A 19,743-nucleotide genomic window follows, 5' to 3' on the forward strand; every position below is an offset into this window, starting at 1 on the left:
GCCACACACGACGCGCCCCTGCGGCTGGTACTGTTATTGCCACACTTATCTTTCAGGGAGCAGTCATGTCTTTACTTGCACAACTGGATCGGCGTATTCGCCATTACGGTGGGTTAATTGTCTCCTGTCAGCCGGTGCCGGGCAGCCCGCTGGATAACCCCGCCATCGTCGCGGCGATGGCGCTGGCGGCGGAACAGGCGGGGGCGGTGGCGCTGCGCATAGAAGGTTTGGCCAACCTGCAGGCCGTTCGTCCGTTAGTGACGGTGCCTGTTATCGCGCTGATTAAGCGCGATCTGCATGATAGCCCGGTGCGTATTACGCCGTGGCTTGAGGATGTGAATGCCCTGGCGCAGGCGGGGGCCGATATCATTGCGGTTGACGGCACGCGGCGCCAGCGTCCGGCCTCTGTCGCATCGTTGTTGGCGGCAATTCACCGCCAGGGGAAAAACGCGATGGCAGATTGTTCCTCTCTCGACGATGCCCTGGAATGCTGGCAGTTGGGCTTCGATATGGTTGGCACTACTCTCTCCGGCTATACCGCAGAGGAGACACCGGACGAACCGGACCTGGCGCTGGTGAAAAGCCTGAGCGCCGCGGGCTGCCGAGTGGTCGCAGAGGGGCGCTACAATACGCCTGCGCAGGCGGCTGAAGCGATGCGCTGCGGCGCGTGGGCGGTGACCGTCGGCTCGGCGATCACCCGCTTAGAGCATATCTGCGGCTGGTATAATACGGCGCTGAAAGCGGCGGTTTGTCCGGCGAATGAGCAATAAAAAAGCCCGATGGCGTTAACCATCGGGCTTTTATGCGCTGAGGCTCAGAGTCTAATCAGACTTCAAGGTAGTTGAGGATCCCGTCCGCCGCTTTACGGCCTTCGGCAATCGCGGTGACCACCAGGTCGGAACCGCGAACGATATCGCCACCGGCGAAGATTTTCGGGTTGCTGGTCTGGAACGCGTTGTCGCTGCCTTCCGGCGCGATGATGCGGCCCTGAGAGTCCAGCTCGACGCTGTGCTTCGCCAGCCACTCCATGCTGTGCGGACGGAAGCCAAAGGCCATTACCACCGCATCAGCCGGCACCACGTGTTCAGAACCAGCGACGATCTCCGCGCGACGGCGGCCTTTCGCGTCCGGCTGGCCCATCTCGGTGCGCGCCATCTTCACGCCGCACACTTTGCCATTGGCATTCACTTCCACGCCCAGCGGCTGGACGTTGAACTGGAACTCAACGCCTTCTTCACGCGCGTTTTTCACTTCGCGTTTTGAACCGGGCATGTTCTCTTCGTCACGACGATAGGCACAGATCACGTGCGCCGCATTCTGACGAATGGAGGTCCGCACGCAGTCCATCGCGGTGTCGCCACCGCCGAGCACGACCACGCGTTTGCCTTCCATGCTGACGTAGGGCTCATCAGCTGTTTCGCCAAAGCCCATGATCTGCTTGGTGTTAGCGATCAGGAACGGCAGCGCGTCGTAGACGCCCGGGGCGTCTTCGTTGTCCAGTCCACCGCGCATCGACTGATAGGTCCCGACGCCGAGGAACACGGCATCGTACTCTTTCAGCAGGTCGTCGAGCTGTACGTCGCGACCCACTTCGGTATTGAGTTTGAACTCAATGCCCATGCCGGTGAAGATTTCACGGCGGCGGGTCATCACCTCTTTTTCCAGCTTGAACGCCGGGATACCGAAGGTCAGCAGGCCGCCGATTTCCGGATGGCGGTCAAACACCACCGCCTTGACGCCGTTGCGGGTCAGCACGTCGGCGCAAGCGAGGCCCGCCGGGCCAGCACCGATGATCGCGACGGTTTTACCGGTCGGCTTCACGCCGGAGAGATCCGGACGCCAGCCCATTTCGAACGCTTTGTCATTGATATAGCGTTCGATGTTGCCGATGGTCACCGCGCCGAACTCATCGTTCAGCGTACAGGAGCCTTCACACAGGCGATCCTGCGGGCAAACGCGCCCGCAGACTTCCGGCAGGGTGTTGGTCTGATGCGACAGCTCAGCCGCCTCAAAAATACGTCCCTCGTTGGCCAGCTTCAGCCAGTTCGGGATGTAGTTATGCACCGGGCATTTCCATTCACAGTACGGGTTGCCGCAGGAGAGGCAGCGATCTGCCTGCGCCTTGGCCTGGCCTTCTGAAAACGGCTCGTAAATTTCCACAAACTCAATTTTACGGATCTTCAGCGGTTTCTTTGGCGGATCAACGCGCTGCAGGTCGATAAATTGATAAACGTTCTGACTCATCTTAACCCCTTACTGCGCCTGCACCCGCAGCTCAGCTGCGGAACGACTACGGTGACCCAACAGTGCTTTAACATCGCTGGACTTCGGTTTAACCAGCGCAAACTTCGCGGAGAAGGCCGGCCAGTTGGCGAGGATCTCTTCGCCACGTTGCGAACCGGTAAGCTGCACATGTTCGGTGATTAAACCGCGCAGGTGCTCTTCATGGATAGCCAGAGAATCAACGTCCAGCACTTCCACCAGTTCCGGGTTCACGCGTTTACGGAAGTCGCCATCTTCATCCAGGACATAAGCAAAGCCGCCGGTCATCCCTGCGCCAAAGTTGACGCCGGTTTTACCGAGCACGCAGACGATGCCGCCGGTCATATATTCACAGCCGTTGTCACCGATGCCTTCCACCACGGTAATGGCGCCGGAGTTACGCACGGCGAAACGCTCGCCTGCGCGGCCTGCGGCGTACAGACGACCACCGGTCGCGCCGTACAGGCAGGTGTTGCCGATAATGCTGGCTTCATGGCTGCGGAACGCAGAGCCGACCGGAGGACGAATGGCCAGCAGACCGCCCGCCATGCCTTTCCCGACATAGTCGTTGGCATCGCCGGTCAGATGCAGCTCTACGCCACCGGCGTTCCACACGCCGAAGCTCTGGCCTGCGGTGCCGCTAAAGTGGGCGACGATCGGATCCCCGGCCAGTCCCTGGTCACCATGGGTCTGGGCAATATACCCGGACAGCGAGGCCCCCACGGAGCGGTCGGTATTGCGGATATCGAACCAGAACGTTTTGCTCTGCTTTTCATCCACGTACGGTTTCGCCTGCTGCAGCAGCTGCGCGTTGAGTACACCGTTATCGAACGGTGGGTTGTTCTCGGTGCAGTACAGCGCTTTGCCCGGATGCGGCTCTGCGGTCTCCAGCAGTTTACCCAGATCCAGTTTCTGCTGTTTGGCAGTAAACCCATCCAGCTCTTTGAGCAGATCGGTGCGGCCAATCAGATCCACCAGACGCTTGACGCCCAGCTGGGCCATCAGCTCGCGGGTCTCACGGGCGATAAATTCAAAGTAGTTGGTCACTTTGAACGGCAGACCGTGATAGTGGTTCTTACGCAGTTTGTCATCTTGAGTCGCCACGCCGGTCGCGCAGTTGTTCAGGTGGCAAATACGCAGGTATTTACAGCCCAGCGCGACCATCGGGCCGGTACCGAAACCGAAGCTCTCTGCGCCGAGGATCGCCGCTTTGATGATATCGAGGCCGGTTTTCAGTCCGCCGTCCACCTGCAGACGGATCTTATGACGCAGACCGTTAGCGACCAGCGCCTGCTGGGTTTCCACCAGGCCAAGCTCCCACGGACAGCCGGCATATTTCACCGATGAGAGCGGGCTCGCCCCGGTACCGCCGTCGTAGCCGGCGATGGTGATCAGATCGGCATAGGCTTTGGCCACGCCGGTGGCGATGGTGCCAACGCCCGGTTCAGAAACCAGTTTGACCGAAATCATCGCTTTCGGGTTGACCTGCTTGAGGTCGAAAATCAGCTGCGCCAAATCCTCGATAGAGTAGATATCGTGGTGCGGCGGCGGGGAAATCAGCGTCACGCCCGGTACGGAATAGCGCAGTTTGGCGATATACGGGGTGACTTTATCACCCGGCAACTGACCGCCTTCACCCGGTTTCGCCCCCTGGGCGACTTTGATCTGGATGACGTCGGCATTGACCAGATAGGCTGGCGTGACGCCGAAGCGGCCGGACGCGACCTGCTTGATGCGCGACACTTTATTGGTGCCGTAGCGCGCCGGGTCTTCACCGCCTTCACCGGAGTTAGAGAAACCGCCGATGCTGTTCATCGCTTCCGCCAGCGATTCGTGTGCTTCCGGGCTCAGCGCGCCGATCGACATCGCCGCGGTATCGAAGCGTTTAAACAGCTCTTTCGCCGGTTCTACGTCGTCGATACTGATAGCGTCTTCGCCTGGATTGAGCGCCAGCAGATCGCGCAGCGTGGCCGCCGGACGTTCGTTAACCAGTTTCGCGTATTGTTGATAGTCGCTGTATTCGCCGCTCTGCACGGCCTTCTGCAGGGTCTGAACCACGTCCGGGTTGTAGGCGTGATATTCACCGCCGTGCACGAACTTCAGCAGGCCGCCCTGAGCCAGTGGCTTACGTGCCAGCCAGGCGCGTTTCGACAGATTCAGCAGATCCTGCTGGAAATCGTCGAAGCCGGCGCCGCCGATGCGGCTGACCACGCCCTGGAAGCAGAGATCGGAAACCTCGCGATGCAGACCGACGGCTTCGAACAGCTTCGAGCAGCGGTAGGACGCGATGGTGGAGATCCCCATCTTCGACATGATTTTGTACAGACCTTTGTTGATACCGTTGCGATAGTTCAGCATCACCGCACGGTAGGCTTTATCGATAGCTTTGCTGTCGACCAGCTTCGCCAGCGTTTCATAGGCGAGGTACGGATAGATAGCGGTCGCGCCGAAGCCGAGCAGGACCGCAAAGTGATGCGGATCGCGGGCGCTGGCGGTTTCAACGATGATGTTGGCATCGCAGCGCAGACTTTTATCGACCAGACGGGTCTGGATCGCGCCAACGGCCATCGGCGCCGGTACCGGCAGACGGTCTTTGGCGATGTTGCGGTCGGACAGCACCAGCAGCACGGTACCCTCGCGCACCATTTGCTCTGCTTTGTCACACAGGGCTTTCACCGTCTCGCTGAGCGAGGCCTCTGCCGGGTTAAACGTGATGTCGAGGACGTCGGCACGATAGTGCTCTTCTTCCATCGTCGTCAGCTGTTTGAAATCGGAGTACAGCAGGATCGGCGATTTGAAGCTCAGGCGATGGGCCTGGCCTTCCGCTTCGCAGAAGACGTTCATTTCGCGACCGATGCTGGTGGCCAGCGACATGACGTGCGCTTCACGCAGCGGATCGATAGGCGGGTTAGTCACCTGGGCGAACTGCTGACGGAAGTAATCGTAGATAATGCGCGGCTGGCTGGAGAGCACGGCGAAAGGTGTGTCATCGCCCATCGAACCGACTGCTTCCTGGCCATTTTCGCCGAGCACGCGCAGGACGGAGTCCAGCTCTTCCGCGCTGTAGTTAAACTGTTTCTGGTAGCTGGCGAGCGTGTCGTCATCCAGTTGGCGGCTGCCGACTTCTTCTTCCGGCAGATCTTCGAACGGCACCAGGCGACGAACGTTTTTCTCCATCCACTCTTTGTACGGGTGGCGGCTCTTCAGATCGTCATCGGTTTCCGCCGAGTGCAGAATGCGTCCGGCGCGGGTATCGATAACCATCAGCTCGCCCGGGCCCACGCGGCCTTTCTCGACCACTTCGTCCGGCTGGTAGTCCCAGATACCGACTTCAGAGGCGCAGGTGATGAGCTTATCTTTGGTAATGACGTAGCGCGCCGGGCGCAGGCCATTACGATCGAGGTTACAGGCAGCGTAGCGGCCATCGGACATGACGATGCCCGCCGGGCCGTCCCACGGCTCCATGTGCATAGAGTTAAAGTCGAAGAACGAACGCAGCTCCGGATCCATATCCGGGTTGTTCTGCCAGGCTGGCGGCACCAGCAGGCGCATGGCGCGCACGATATCCATCCCGCCGGCCAGCAGCAGCTCCAGCATGTTGTCCATTGAACTGGAGTCAGAGCCGGTTTCGTTAACGAACGGCGCGGCGTCGTGCAGATCCGGGATCAGCGGGGTCTGGAACTTATAGGTACGGGCGCGGGCCCACTGGCGGTTGCCGGTGATAGTGTTGATTTCACCGTTGTGCGCCAGGTAACGGAACGGCTGCGCCAGCGGCCAGCGCGGCACGGTGTTGGTGGAGAAGCGCTGGTGGAACAGGCAGATAGCCGACTCCAGGCGCAGGTCCGCGAGGTCCAGGTAGAAGCGCGGCAAATCCGCCGGCATACACAGACCTTTATAGATGTTGACCAGGTTGGACAGGCTACAAACGTAGAAATCTTTGTCTTCCTGCAGGCGTTTTTCAATGCGACGACGCGCAATAAACAGACGGCGCTCCATATCGCGCGGGCGCCAGCCAGCCGGGGCGTTCACAAAGATTTGCTCAATACGGGGCAGCGAGGAGAGGGCGATTTCACCGAGGACGCCTTCGTTGGTCGGCACATCGCGCCAGCCGACAATCGACAGGGTCTCAAGCTGAAGTTCTTCTTCAACGATGCGGCGCGCCGCTTTAGCCAGCTCAGGATCTTTATTCAGGAACAGCATCCCAACGGCGTAGTTTTTGGCTAAACGCCAGCCGCGCTCTTCAGCAACGATGCGGAAGAAACGATCGGGTTTTTGCAGCAGCAGACCGCAACCGTCGCCGGTTTTACCATCGGCAAGGATTGCGCCACGGTGCTGCATGCGGGCCAGTGCGTGTATCGCGGTTCGCACTACCTTGTGGCTAGGTTCGCCTTCTATGTGGGCGATCAGGCCGAAACCACAGTTATCCCTCTCAAGGGATTTGTCGTACAACATATCAGTGAACCTCCCCAGGCTCTGCGGACACCCTCCGATACCGATTGCGCACAGGCACAGAAAGAGTATGGCGACGGGGTTTGCACCTCGCATTCGCCCTCTTTAAATCCTTTTCGCATCGGTACACAAGTTTGAGGACTTGCTGTTAAGAGGGAATCTCAATTACTGCATAAATATGATGAGCAGAGTGCTCATCCAGAAAGCTTCCAGCGGATTCCCAACTTATCGGGAATCCACACTTACGTCAAATGGCAATCTTATTAATACAAAAATGTGCTATACAGGTGTTAACTTGTTGTTTTAAAAATAAATAGTGCCATTTTTCGTGCTATGAATACGCCTCAGGAAGGTCAGGCTAGTGTGATCTGTCTCACTGTGCACGCGGCTTTGCATTACCGTTATGCGCTGAAATGCATGTCATCATTAGCATATTTGACTGCCATATATTTTCTCAATGGATATTAATACTGTTTTTTGCCGTGAAGAAGATTAGGGCTATCCGCAGGTGAAATATAAGGAAAACTCATCACCACAGAGGTGAATGAAATTGCAGTAATCATGATTGTTTATGCAATGAGGGTGGCCGCCGCGCTGACGATTGATCCAGGTCATCGCCGTCGGTGACAAAAAGTGGCAGGCTTGGCCCCCTTTGTTGAGGCCGGTCTATCAGATTATGCAGTTACAGAAATTAGTCAATATGTTTGGTGGGGATCTTATGCGCCGCTATGGCGAAAAGGTCCATAAGCTGACGCTGCACGGCGGTTTTAGCTGCCCGAACCGCGACGGCACGCTGGGCCGCGGCGGTTGCACTTTCTGTAATGTGGCTTCCTTTGCCGATGAGGCGCAGCAGCATCGCTCCATCGCCGAACAGCTCGCTCATCAGGCGCAGCTCGTCAACCGGGCAAAGCGCTATCTGGCCTATTTCCAGGCCTATACCAGCACCTTCGCTGAAGTGCAGGTGCTCCGCTCGATGTATCGTCAGGCCATCAGCCAGGCGAATATTGTCGGCCTCTGCGTCGGCACCCGCCCGGACTGCGTGCCGGAGGCAGTCCTCGATCTGCTGAGTGAATATCATGAGCAAGGATATGAGGTATGGCTGGAGCTGGGACTGCAAACCGCGCACGATAAAACCCTGCATCGGATTAACCGTGGGCATGATTTCGCTTGCTACCAGCGTACTGCGCGTCTGGCGCGAGCGCGAGGGCTGAAGGTCTGCGCACATCTGATCGTCGGCCTGCCCGGAGAGACCCAGGGCCATTGCCTGGAGACGCTGGAGCGGGTGGTGGCGACCGGCGTGGACGGCATCAAGCTGCACCCGCTGCACATTGTCAAAGGCAGTATTATGGCCAAAGCGTGGCAGGCCGGGCGTCTCAATGGCATTGAGCTGGAGGCGTATACCGTGACCGCCGGGGAGATGATTCGCCATACGCCGCCGGAGGTGATCTATCACCGGATATCGGCCAGCGCCCGTCGACCCACGCTATTGGCGCCGCTGTGGTGCGAAAATCGCTGGACCGGAATGGTTGAACTGGATCGCTATCTGAATGAGCAGGGCGCTCAGGGCTCGGCGCTAGGCCGCAGCTGGGCTGTGCCCCTGGCGGAGAAGTAGAAGCAGACGATGTCCGGGCCAAGGCCGGACATCGCTCTTCAGCCATTTATGCCTGACTGGCTTTCATCGTCATCCGTGGGGTTTTAATCACCAGTAGCACCAGCACGGCGCCAAGCGCGGCGATAGTGCCGGCGAGAATAAAGGCGCTGTCGAATTTGCCGGTGGACTGCACGATATAGCCCGTGACAATCGGCCCCACGATGCCGGAGACGCTGCCGATAAGATGGATAAAGCCGCTGGCGCCGCCGACGCGGGATTTATGCACCACGTCCTGAATAATCGCCCAGTAGATCGCCCCGGTCACATAGAGGAAAAAGATGGAGACCGACATCAGCAGAACGGCAGGAACGACGCTGCTAACGGTACCGGCGAGCCCCACGCAGAGCGCGGCCATTAGCAGGCATACCACCAGCACGATTTTGCGCGACAGCAGCAGCCTTCCGGTAAGGTTAAATATTTTATCGGATATATAACCCCCCAGCGCCAGACCGACAAAACCGACGATCCACGGGATCATGGTGGTGAGACTCATCTGTTTAATATCCAGATGGTGCTGCTGGACCAGATAGGACGGAAACCAGCTGAGAAAGAAAAACAGAATATAGTTGTAGCAGAAGAAGGCAAATGCCGTCACCAGAATAATAGGCTGCTTGAGATAATAACCCAGTGAGTGGGCCGTTTGATTTTCTACGGTTTCCAGGGCGTCCTCCTCTTGCTTCATTTTATTAATGAGCATGAGCTCTTCCTGACTGACATGCTTATGTTTGTCAGGCGAGTTGGCGGCAATAAAAAACCACACGACCATCCACACAATACCGATGGCGAAAATAATCATAAACGCGGGACGCCAGCCGAAAGCCAGGGCCAGATAACCGACGATAGGTCCGGCGACCGCGCCGCCCAGCGGAGAGCCGGCGCTGAGGAACCCCACTGCGGTTGCTGCTTGCTTTTTAGGAAACCAGCCGTTAATCATCTTGTTCGCTGAGGCGCAAATCGGGCCCTCTGCCATCCCGAAGAGCACGCGGAGCACCAGCATGGAATAAAAGCCGGTGGCAACCGCGGTTAAGCCGCAAAACAGCGACCATAACCCAACCGCCAGGCCCATCACCAATGTGGCGCCAAATTTATCGACGGCGAGGCCGCCAATAAAATTAAAGACCGCGTAGCCGAAGAAAAAGCTGCCGAAAATCATACCAAATTGTTCAGCGTTAAGTGCAAGGTCCTTTTCAATCATCGGCACCGTAATGGATAACGCCACCCGGTCCAGATAATTTATCATATACACTAAAAATAATAACAGGACGATAATCCAGCGAATATTTTTTCCCATGATAGCACCATGCTCATTATATGATTTATATCAGGCGCGGCGGATCTACAGATATCCGTCGGCCGTTATTTAAAAATAATGTTGGCTTAGCTTAATTGCAGCAGCACTTTGCAACAGGTCTTCCGATCGTTGGCGAAAATCTCCATGGCTTCTTTCACCTGCTCCAGCGGCATACAGTGGGTGATTAACGCCTCAGGATGGATAAGGCCTTTTTCCATCCAGTCGATGACCAGCGGAAAGCGCCCGCTGTTCAGCCGCGAGGAGAAAATGGAGATCTCTTTACTGGTGATGCTTTGCTGGGTCAGCGTGGACGCCTCGCCGGAGAAACCGAGTATGCCGATGCGGGCTGCAGGGGAGGCGAGGAGGATTGCCTCCTGCAGAATGGCTGGGTGGCAGGCGGCATCAATGACCAGCGTGGGGGCTATCTGCCGCTGCGCCAGCTGATCCGCCAGCGGCTGATGGGTGTTATCGAGCGTCAGATCGGCGCCGTTGTCCCGTGCCATCTGTAGACGTTCGGCAATGCGGTCCACGACGATCACCTGCTTAACGCCATACACCCCCTTCAGCGCCTGGATCACCGTCAGGCCCATTGGGCCAGCGCCGTAAACCAGGGCGATATCCTGCGGCGTGGGCTGCAGCTGGGCGGTAATATTTGCCGCAATAGTAAAAGGCTCAACCATTGTCGCCTGACGATCGCTGATAGCCTCCGGAATGCGCCAGGCATTTTTGGCCGGCACGCAGGCATAGTCGCTGAATCCCCCATCGCGGTGCACCCCGATGACCTGGAGCTGCGCGCAAACATTCGGCCGACCAACCGAGCAGGGATAACAATGGCCGCAGCTGACCACCGGATCGACCGCGACGCGTTCGCCAATACGCGCCGGAGAGACCTGCTCGCCGACGGCATCGACAATGCCGAAGAATTCATGACCAATAACGCGGGGATATTTCGCGAAGGGGTTGTGGCCCTGATAGATGTGTACATCGGAACCGCAGATCCCGGCAAAGGCGATTTTCACCCGTACTTCATGGCTGCCCGGAACGGGAACCGGACGTGATGCAATGTTCAGTTGGCCTGGCTCTTTGACGATGACGCTTCTCATTTCTGTTCCTTCCATTGTCTGTTTCGCGAACGAATTTCGCCTGTTTTTATTACCATACAAGTATGCATTTGATCATAAATAGCTCTGGATCACATTTGGAAGAGGTCGTCAGAAAAAGCCAGACTATTATTAATCTATTGAAATAAATTGAAAAAAAATATGAATGCGCCGGGATGGGCTTGCCCGGTGCAGGAATGTGATCGTTATCACGACAGGAAAGGGCAATTCGATTATGATTTCTGGTATGGTAGTAGGGTAAAAACACAAATTATGAAGCAGGTGATAACGATGCAGATGACAATGCGCTGGTTTGGGCCAGAGGAAGACAAGGTTTCATTAGAGCATATACGACAGGTGCCCGGCGTGGAGGGGGTCGTCGGCGCGCTCTATGACGTCGCGGTGGGTGAGGTATGGCCAGTCGATAAAATTGAGCGTCTGGTCAGCCAGGCCCATGCCGCGGGCCTGAAAATGGAGGTGATAGAGAGCGTCAACATTCATGATGACATTAAAATCGGCCTTCCTTCCCGTGACCGCTATATTGCCAACTATCAGCAGACCATTCGCCACCTTGCCCGCTTCGGCGTCAAAGTTATCTGTTATAACTTCATGCCGGTTTTTGACTGGATGAAGACAGATATGAACTACGTCCTGCCGGATGGTTCGTTGACGATGGCTTTTGAGAAGAAAGATATCGATAAACGGCTGGAAGACGTAGTGAAGGAGGTACTGGAGAACTCAAACGGCTTCGCCTTGCCGGGCTGGGAGCCAGAAAGGCTGGCGGAGGTGCAGACCCTGTTTGCCAAATATAGCGCGGTGGATGACCACAAGCTGCGGGAGAACCTGGTCTATTTTCTGCGGGCGGTGATCCCGGTCTGTGAAGAGGTCGGGGTGAAAATGGCGATCCATCCGGACGATCCGCCGTACTCCATTTTTGGCCTGCCGCGGGTGGTCAAAAACCGCGACGATCTGGACTGGATCTGCCGGGCCATCGATTCGCCCGCTAACGGCATCACGCTCTGCACCGGCTCGATTGCCGAAGATCCGGATAACGATGTGTACGCCATCCTGGCAGAGTTTACCCGGCGCAAACGGATCCACTTTGCCCACGTCCGCAATATTAAGCTGATACGGGATAAAGATTTTTACGAGTGCGCCCATCCGTCAGAGTACGGTTCCCTGGATATGTACAAGGTGATGCAAGCGCTGTATGACAACGGGTTCGACGGCTATATTCGCCCGGATCATGGCCGCTTTATCTGGGGAGAGACCGGACGGCCAGGCTATGGCTTGTACGACCGCGCTCTCGGCGTGACCTACCTGAAGGGGCTCTGGGAGGCGTTAAGCAAGCGCTAATCGTTCTCCTGACCTTGCCTCTTTTTAGCGGCTGGTTCGCCTTGGCGACCAGCCGTCATATCAGCTCCTTCCCGCATTTTTTGCACAACTTACAGCGCATTGCTCAGAATTGAGTATTATTGTGCGGAGTTGTCGTGAAGGAATCCCCTATGAAGCAAATTCGTATGCTGGCGCAGTATTATGTCGACCTGATGATGAAGCTGGGTCTGGTCCGCTTTTCGATGCTGTTGGCTCTTGCGCTGGTGGTGCTGGCCATTGTGGTACAGATGGCGGTCACCATGGTGCTGCATGGCCAGGTAGAAAGTATCGACGTTATCCGCTCTATCTTCTTTGGTCTGTTGATTACCCCCTGGGCGGTCTACTTTCTCTCGGTGGTGGTGGAGCAACTCGAAGAGTCTCGCCAGCGTCTTTCGCGGCTGGTGGACAAGCTGGAGGAGATGCGCGAGCGCGATCTGAAGCTGAATGTGCAGCTGAAAGATAACATCGCGCAGTTGAATCAGGAGATAGGCGAACGTGAAAAAGCAGAAGCCGAGCGCGAGACCACTCTCGAGCAGTTGAAGATCGAGATGAAAGAGCGTGAAGAGACGCAGATCCAACTCGAACAGCAATCCTCCTTTCTGCGCTCTTTCCTCGACGCTTCGCCAGATCTGGTTTTCTACCGCAATGAGGATAAGGAGTTTTCAGGCTGTAACCGGGCGATGGAGCTGTTGACCGGCAAAAGTGAGAAACAGCTGATCCATCTCAAACCGCAGGACGTCTATAGCGAAGAGGCCGCGGAAAAGGTGCTGGAAACCGACGAGAAGGTGTTCCGCCACAATGTATCGCTGACCTATGAGCAGTGGCTGGACTATCCCGATGGTCGCAAAGCGTGCTTCGAAATCCGCAAGGTCCCGTACTACGATCGCGTCGGTAAGCGTCGCGGCCTGATGGGCTTCGGGCGCGATATCACCGAACGAAAACGCTATCAGGACGCCCTCGAGCGCGCCAGCCGGGATAAAACTACCTTTATCTCGACCATCAGCCATGAGCTGCGTACCCCGCTAAACGGGATCGTCGGGCTGAGCCGTATTTTGCTGGATACCGAACTGACCAGCGAGCAGGAGAAATACCTGAAAACCATCCATGTCTCGGCGGTGACGCTGGGGAATATCTTCAATGATATTATCGACATGGATAAAATGGAGCGCCGTAAGGTACAGCTCGATAACCAGCCGGTGGACTTCACCAGCTTCCTTGCCGACCTTGAAAACCTCTCCGGTCTGCAGGCCCAGCAGAAGGGCCTGCGCTTTGTATTGGATCCCTCGCTACCGCTACCGCATAAAGTGATCACCGACGGTACGCGTTTGCGCCAGATCCTGTGGAACCTTATCAGCAACGCCGTGAAGTTTACCCCCCAGGGCGGCGGGGTGAATGTCCGCGTGCGCTATGACGAAGGCGATATCCTGCACTTCGAAGTGGAAGACTCCGGAATTGGTATTCCTGAAGCGGAACAGGACAAAATTTTCGCCATGTATTACCAGGTCAAAGACAGCCACGGCGGCAAACCAGCCACCGGAACCGGCATTGGTCTCGCCGTCTCGCGTCGCCTGGCGCGCAATATGGGCGGCGATATCAGCGTAACCAGCCAGCCGGGTAAAGGGGCGACCTTTACGCTCACCGTCCATGCGCCTGCCATTGCGGAAGAAGTGGAAGATACGTTGGCGGAAGACGACATGCCATTACCCGCGCTTAACGTGCTGCTGGTGGAAGACATTGAGCTCAACGTCATTGTGGCCCGTTCGGTGCTGGAAAAGCTGGGCAACAGCGTGGATGTCGCCATGACCGGGAAAGCCGCGCTGGAGATGTTTGAGCCAGGCGAGTACGACCTGGTGTTGCTGGATATTCAATTGCCGGATATGACGGGGCTGGATATCTCTCGCCAGCTAAAACAGAACTTTGCCGCGGATGAGCTGCCGCCGCTGGTGGCCCTGACCGCCAACGTACTGAAGAATAAGAAAGAGTATCTCGACGCCGGGATGGACGATGTGCTGAGCAAGCCGTTGTCGGTGCCAGCGCTCACGGCCATGATCAAGAAATTCTGGGATGCGCCGGAAGAGGAAGCGCAGGAAGCGCCGGCGGCCGATCTGCATAAAGCCGACGCGGTGCTGGATACCGATATGCTGGAGCAATATATCGAACTGGTGGGACCGAAGCTTATCAACGATGGCCTCGCGGTGTTTGAGAAGATGATGCCGGGCTATATGTCTGTCCTCGAGTCCAATCTCACCGCCCGCGATCAAAAAGGGATTGTCGAAGAGGGGCATAAGATCAAAGGGGCGGCGGGTTCTATTGGTCTGCGCCACATCCAGCAGCTGGGGCAGCAGATCCAGACGCCGGATCTGCCAGCCTGGTCTGATAATGTCGCTGAATGGGTTGAAGAGATGAAATCTGAGTGGCAAAACGACGTGGCGGTACTGAAGGCGTGGGTGGCGAAGGCCGGGAAAAAATGACCCCGGACAGACCGGGGTGCGCGAATACTGCGCCAACACCAGGGAACTGGTGGTTGAGCCAGTGTTATTTGAGTGATGTTGTTACGTGGCGCAACCTGAGAAGTGGATTGCTCGCTCATTAAGATAGCAAAGCTTAACTAATTTGTTACATGAATCAGTAAAATATGTGAAGCATAGCGAGTAAATCGACATTTTTGACTGGTTTCAGCGAGTTGCATGGAGGAGCGAAAGCGATGAAAAAAATTGGTGTGGTACTGAGCGGCTGCGGCGTGTACGACGGCAGTGAAATTCATGAAGCGGTGATTACCCTGCTGGCGATCGCGCGCAACGGCGCGCAGGCGGTGTGCTTTGCACCCGATAAACCGCAGCGCGACGTCATCAACCATCTGACGGGGGAACCGCTGACGGAGCAACGCAATGTGCTGGTGGAAGCGGCGCGAATTGCCCGCGGCGACATCTTACCGCTGACGCAGGCGCGTGCGGAGACGCTGGACGCGCTGATCGTCCCCGGCGGCTTCGGCGCGGCGAAAAATTTAAGCAGCTTCGCCGCCGAGGGCAGCGAATGTCAGGTGGACCGCGATCTGCAGGCTCTGGCACTGGCGATGCATCAGGCCGGCAAACCGCTGGGTTTCATGTGCATTGCCCCGGCGCTGCTGCCGAAGATTTTTGCGTTTCCGCTGCGCATAACCATCGGGACCGATCTCGATACTGCCGATGTGGTCGAAGAGATGGGGGCGGAGCACGTGCCTTGTCCGGTCGACGACATCGTGGTGGATGAAGAGAACAAAGTGGTCACCACCCCGGCGTATATGCTGGCAGATAATATTGCTCAAGCCGCCACCGGGATCGAAAAGCTGGTCGCCCGCGTGCTGGCGCTGAGCGCATGAGGCTCCGCGTTGCGCCCTTTGCGCTGCTAAAACGACTGGCGCTGCGTCTGCTGCTGATCGCCGCCGTCTTCTGGGGCGGGGGGATCGCGCTGTTTAGCGTGCTGCCGGTGCCGTTTTCGGCGGTGATGCTTGAGCGGCAGGTGAGCGCCTGGCTCTCCGGAGATGTCCACTATCTGGCGCACTCTGATTGGGTCGGCATGGATGAGATCTCTCCGTGGATGGGGCTGGCGGTGATTGCCGCCGAAGATCAAAAGTTCCCGGAACATTGGGGGTTCGACGTATCGGCGATAGAAAAAGCGCTGGCGCACAATGAGCGTCATGATACCCGCATCCGCGGCGCGTCAACGCTGTCGCAGCAGACGGCGAAAAACCTGTTTTTATGGGATGGCCGCAGCTGGTTGCGTAAGGGGCTGGAAGCCGGGCTGACGGTCGGTATAGAAACCGTCTGGAGTAAAAAGCGGATCCTGACCGTCTACCTGAATATTGCCGAGTTTGGCGATGGGATATTTGGTGTGGAAGCGGCCGCGCAGCGCTATTTTCATAAGCCTGCCAGCCAGCTGACGCCGGGGGAAGCGGCTCTGCTGGCCGCGGTACTGCCAAATCCGATCCGCTATCGCGCTGACGCGCCTTCGGGCTATGTGCGCAGCCGCCAGGCTTGGATCTTACGCCAGATGCGACAGCTGGGCGGGGAAGGGTTTATGCGCGAGCATAAGCTGTATTAGCGCGTGAATCCGGCGCCGGGGCTGGCACTGTCGCCAGTCGGCCGTCGCCGGGAAGCGTGACGCTTAGTCTTCATCAAATCCGGCATTAAAAAGAGCAATCACCGCGGCGAGCGCCTCAACTTCCTGCGGACCGCTGGCTTCCACCTCTATCTGCCGCCCTTTCGCGGAGTCCAGCATCAGCAGGGCAATCACGCTGTTTGCTTCCGCCTCCGTGCCTTCATCGTTGCGCAGCAGTACTTCGGCATCGAAATTCTGCATCAGCTCAAACAGTTTCATCGCCGGGCGGGCGTGCATGCCCAGCTTATTGGTGATTTCAACGGTCTGCTTTACGGTCATGATTTACGTTTTTCCAGCGTCCGATGACGAGACTGTACGTTCTTGCCGCGGGAGCGGAAGTAGTCAGCCAGTTGTTCAGCAATATAAACCGAACGATGTTTACCGCCGGTGCAGCCAATGGCCACCGTCAGATAGCTGCGATTGTTGGTCTCCAGCATCGGTAACCATAGCTCAAGATAGCTCCGGGTCTGGTAAATAAAGTTGTGCACTTCAGTGTGCCGGTCAAGGAAGGCGGCCACCGGTTTATCCAGACCGGTCATTGGACGCAGTTTCGGATCCCAGTGCGGGTTTGGCAGAAAGCGCACGTCAAAGACGTAATCAGCATCGATCGGAATACCGTGCTTGAAGCCGAAGGATTCGAAGACCATCGTCAGTTCGCGCTCGCGTTTGCCTAACAAGCGAGTACGCAGCATTTCCGCCAGCTCATGCACCGACATTTCGGACGTATCGACGATCAGATCCGCACGGGAGCGCAGTGGCTCCAGCAAGTCGCTCTCTTCGTCGATGGCGCTTTCGAGCGACAGGTTCTTGCTGGAGAGCGGGTGTAAGCGACGAGTATCGCTGTAACGGCGGATCAGGGTATTACGATCGGCATCAAGGAACAGCAATTGCGGAGAAAAGCATTCCGGCAGGTTCTGCATCGCCTGTTCAAAGATTTCCGGTGATTCCGGCATGTTACGCACGTCGATGCTGACGGCCGCGGAGATATTGCGGTCAGCCAGCGACCGCGCCAGATCGGGCAGCAGCACGACCGGCAGGTTATCCACGCAGTAAAAGCCCATATCTTCCAGCGCTCGCAGAGCGACGGATTTCCCCGAGCCCGAGCGGCCGCTGACGATCATCAGTACCATGTACCGTTTCTCCTCAGTACGATAAAGGATAAGGTGCGACTGCCGTTATGCGTCATCGCTGCTTCCTGCTTCGGTGATGATCTCATACAACTCTTCATCGCTCTGCGCCGCGCGCAGGCGACGGCAAATCGCTTTGTCCGCCAGCCGTTTGGCCACCAGGGAGAGCGTATGCAGGTGAGTCTTTGTCTGGTCGGCTGGCACCAGCAGCGCGAACAGCAGGTCGACAGGCTGATTGTCGATCGCGTCGAAGGCGATGGGGGTTTCCAGCTGGACAAAAACGCCGACAGCACGCAGCGTATCCTCTTCCAGTTTACCGTGAGGAATGGCAATACCATTGCCAATCCCGGTACTGCCCATTTTTTCGCGGGTGAGGATCGCTTCGAACACCACCTGCGGCGGCAAACTTAACTGTTTGGCGGCCAGTTCGCTAATGATTTCCAGAGCACGCTTCTTGCTCTGGCAGTGAACCTGGCTACGGGTACATTCCTGGTTCAGGACGTTGCTCAGTTGTAGAGCCGAATCGTTGTTCATCATAATTTCACCTGAGCGCCCCCGCGCCCGCCGCCGATGTTAAACCACGACGGACGCAGGGGGGCCCGGACAATTAGTGTTGTTTTAGTTTATCTTTGTGCTTCGTTAACTGCCTTGCCAGCTTGTCGATAAGACCATCGACAGCTGCATACATATCCTGCCCTTCCGCACTGGCATGGATTTCGCCACCGTTGACATGCAGATTCGCGTCCGCAATTTGCGTCACTTTCTCTACTTTTAACACAATATAGACCTGATTGATCCGGTCGAAAAATTGCTCCAGTTTGCTGAACTTCGCCGTGACGAAGTCGCGCATCGCGGGGGTGATCTCGACGTTGTGTCCTGTAATGTTGAGCTGCATAGTGTCTTCCTTATCGGTTGTGTCAGACCAGTTGTTTACGCTGGTTTGACGGCGGAATGGATAAAGACTCTCTGTACTTCGCGACAGTGCGGCGCGCGACCATGATACCCTGCTCGGACAGCATGGAGGTGAGCTTACTGTCGCTCAACGGCTTCGCGGGGTTTTCCGCGGCGATTAACTTCTTCACCAACGCGCGAATGGCCGTCGACGAGGCTTCGCCGCCGCCTTCGGTATTCACATGGCTGGAGAAGAAATACTTCAGTTCAAAAATACCGCGCGGACTGTGCAGATATTTTTGCGTGGTGACACGGGAAATGGTGGATTCATGCATCTCGACAGCCTGGGCGATATCGGCCAGCACCATCGGCTTCATATACTCTTCACCCTGTTCGAAAAAAGCCTGCTGCTGTTCAACGATGCAGCGGCTGACGCGCAGCAGCGTATCGTTGCGGCTTTCGAGACTTTTGATTAGCCAGCGGGCTTCCTGCAGATTGCTGCGAATGAACTGGCCGTCGGCGTCATTGCGGGCGCTGTTGCCCATTGCCGCATATTGCTGATTAATCTTCAGCCGGGGAATGCTGTCGGCGTTGAGCTCCACGGTCCAGCGGCCACTGACCTTGCGGACCAGTACGTCGGGAATGACATATTCCGGTTCACTGGTATGAATGGACTGGCCAGGGCGGGGATCCAGTGACTGGATCAGATTCACCGCCTCTTTCAGCACCTCTTCTTTCAGGCGCGTTACTCGCATCAGGGTGCGGAAATCGTGGTTAGCCAGCAGATCGAGATGGTCGCTGATAATCAACCGGGCCTCTTCCAGCCACGGCGTCTCTTTAGCGAATTGCGACAGCTGGATCAGCAGGCAGTCGCGCAGATCTTTCGCCGCGACGCCAACCGGATCAAAACGCTGGATGCGCTTCAGAACGGCCTCCACCTCTTCCAGGCCGATTTCGTCATCGCCAATGCTGTCGACGATGTCTTCAATCTGAATGGTGAGATAGCCCGTATCGTCGACGGCGTCGACGATGGAGGTGGCAATGGCGCGGTCAGTGTCGGTGAAGGGCGTCAGCTCGACCTGCCACATCAGATAATCCTGCAGCGTCTGAGTGGTTTCGCCTTGATAGACGGGCAGCTCGTCGTCCTGATAATCCACGCCGTTGCCTGACGGCGTACCGGCGGTATAGATTTCATCCCAGCTGGCATCGAGAGGGAGCTCGTCCGGCATCTCTTTTTGCTCAAGCGCATCGACGGTATCGAGGGACTCGCGGTCCTCCACTTCTTTCGCCTCTACCTCGTCGTGAAGATCGGTTTGCTCAAGCAATGGGTTACTTTCCAGCGCTTGCTGGAGCTCTTGCTGGAGTTCTAACGTGGACAACTGCAGCAAACGAATAGCCTGCTGCAGTTGCGGCGTCATGGCAAGCTGTTGGCTAAGCCTTAATTGCAAACCTTGCTTCATG

15 protein-coding genes are annotated in these 19,743 nt (G+C 56.9%); 6 read left to right on the forward strand and 9 right to left on the reverse strand.

All coding sequences use genetic code 11. The annotated features are described in order from the left end of the window. Window positions 1–65 precede the first annotated feature (65 nt). The gene (locus AS136_RS00265) at window positions 66–770 is read left to right on the forward strand and encodes an N-acetylmannosamine-6-phosphate 2-epimerase (protein WP_023323324.1); all 705 of its coding nucleotides are present in this window, start codon (window positions 66–68) and stop codon (window positions 768–770) included. Window positions 771–825: 55 nt separating this feature from the next. On the opposite strand, the gene gltD is transcribed toward AS136_RS00265, so the two are convergent. Together gltD and gltB are read right to left on the reverse strand one after the other, a co-directional pair. Further along, window positions 826–2,244 carry a glutamate synthase subunit GltD gene (gltD, locus tag AS136_RS00270; RefSeq protein WP_008806661.1) on the reverse strand — a complete coding sequence of 473 codons (1,419 nt, stop codon included), beginning with the start codon at window positions 2,242–2,244 and terminating at the stop codon, window positions 826–828. Between the two features lie 9 nt (window positions 2,245–2,253). Continuing rightward, on the reverse strand, window positions 2,254–6,714 hold the full coding sequence (gltB, locus tag AS136_RS00275; RefSeq protein WP_008806660.1) for a glutamate synthase large subunit: 4,461 nt from the start codon (window positions 6,712–6,714) through the stop codon (window positions 2,254–2,256). A gap of 673 nt (window positions 6,715–7,387) precedes the next feature. Between gltB and mnmL the strand changes: the two genes are divergently transcribed. After that, window positions 7,388–8,323, forward strand: coding sequence for a tRNA modification radical SAM protein MnmL/YtqA (gene mnmL, locus AS136_RS00280; RefSeq protein WP_008806659.1), 936 nt, complete (start codon window positions 7,388–7,390; stop codon window positions 8,321–8,323). Window positions 8,324–8,369: 46 nt separating this feature from the next. Here mnmL and AS136_RS00285 read toward each other — a convergent pair whose 3' ends face one another. Together AS136_RS00285 and AS136_RS00290 are read right to left on the reverse strand one after the other, a co-directional pair. Continuing rightward, complete coding sequence (locus tag AS136_RS00285; RefSeq protein ID WP_008806658.1) at window positions 8,370–9,653, reverse strand: MFS transporter; 1,284 nt, start codon at window positions 9,651–9,653, stop codon at window positions 8,370–8,372. Between the two features lie 86 nt (window positions 9,654–9,739). Further along, window positions 9,740–10,756 (reverse strand): Zn-dependent oxidoreductase, encoded by a 1,017-nt coding sequence (locus AS136_RS00290; RefSeq protein ID WP_023323323.1) that lies wholly within the window; start codon window positions 10,754–10,756, stop codon window positions 9,740–9,742. A gap of 288 nt (window positions 10,757–11,044) precedes the next feature. Between AS136_RS00290 and uxuA the strand changes: the two genes are divergently transcribed. From uxuA to mtgA, 4 genes are all read left to right on the forward strand, one after another. Beyond that, window positions 11,045–12,109 (forward strand): mannonate dehydratase, encoded by a 1,065-nt coding sequence (uxuA, locus tag AS136_RS00295; RefSeq protein ID WP_023323322.1) that lies wholly within the window; start codon window positions 11,045–11,047, stop codon window positions 12,107–12,109. Window positions 12,110–12,258: 149 nt separating this feature from the next. Then, complete coding sequence (gene arcB / locus AS136_RS00300; RefSeq protein WP_023323321.1) at window positions 12,259–14,598, forward strand: aerobic respiration two-component sensor histidine kinase ArcB; 2,340 nt, start codon at window positions 12,259–12,261, stop codon at window positions 14,596–14,598. Window positions 14,599–14,831: 233 nt separating this feature from the next. Then, the gene (gene elbB / locus AS136_RS00305) at window positions 14,832–15,485 is read left to right on the forward strand and encodes an isoprenoid biosynthesis glyoxalase ElbB (RefSeq protein WP_023298275.1); all 654 of its coding nucleotides are present in this window, start codon (window positions 14,832–14,834) and stop codon (window positions 15,483–15,485) included. Next, window positions 15,482–16,207, forward strand: a complete 726-nt coding sequence (mtgA, locus tag AS136_RS00310) for a monofunctional biosynthetic peptidoglycan transglycosylase (RefSeq protein WP_008806653.1) — start codon at window positions 15,482–15,484, stop codon at window positions 16,205–16,207. Before elbB ends, mtgA begins: the two co-directional genes overlap by 4 nt. A 63-nt stretch (window positions 16,208–16,270) precedes the next feature. Here mtgA and npr read toward each other — a convergent pair whose 3' ends face one another. From npr to rpoN, 5 genes are all read right to left on the reverse strand, one after another. After that, window positions 16,271–16,543: a PTS phosphocarrier protein NPr gene (gene npr / locus AS136_RS00315; RefSeq protein WP_002918431.1), complete on the reverse strand. Its 273-nt coding sequence runs from the start codon at window positions 16,541–16,543 to the stop codon at window positions 16,271–16,273. Beyond that, complete coding sequence (gene rapZ / locus AS136_RS00320; protein WP_002918428.1) at window positions 16,540–17,394, reverse strand: RNase adapter RapZ; 855 nt, start codon at window positions 17,392–17,394, stop codon at window positions 16,540–16,542. The genes npr and rapZ overlap by 4 nt, the downstream gene beginning before the upstream one ends. Window positions 17,395–17,439: 45 nt before the next feature. Further along, window positions 17,440–17,928 (reverse strand): PTS IIA-like nitrogen regulatory protein PtsN, encoded by a 489-nt coding sequence (gene ptsN / locus AS136_RS00325; protein WP_004144926.1) that lies wholly within the window; start codon window positions 17,926–17,928, stop codon window positions 17,440–17,442. Between the two features lie 70 nt (window positions 17,929–17,998). Beyond that, window positions 17,999–18,286, reverse strand: coding sequence for a ribosome hibernation promoting factor (gene hpf / locus AS136_RS00330; RefSeq protein ID WP_004206206.1), 288 nt, complete (start codon window positions 18,284–18,286; stop codon window positions 17,999–18,001). Between the two features lie 22 nt (window positions 18,287–18,308). Then, window positions 18,309–19,742 (reverse strand): RNA polymerase factor sigma-54, encoded by a 1,434-nt coding sequence (rpoN, locus tag AS136_RS00335; RefSeq protein WP_012540467.1) that lies wholly within the window; start codon window positions 19,740–19,742, stop codon window positions 18,309–18,311. Between the last annotated feature and the right edge of the window lies 1 nt (window position 19,743).

Origin of the sequence: Klebsiella sp. D5A (assembly GCF_001620885.1) — a bacterium.
Taxonomy (GTDB): Bacteria; Pseudomonadota; Gammaproteobacteria; order Enterobacterales; family Enterobacteriaceae; genus Klebsiella; species Klebsiella variicola.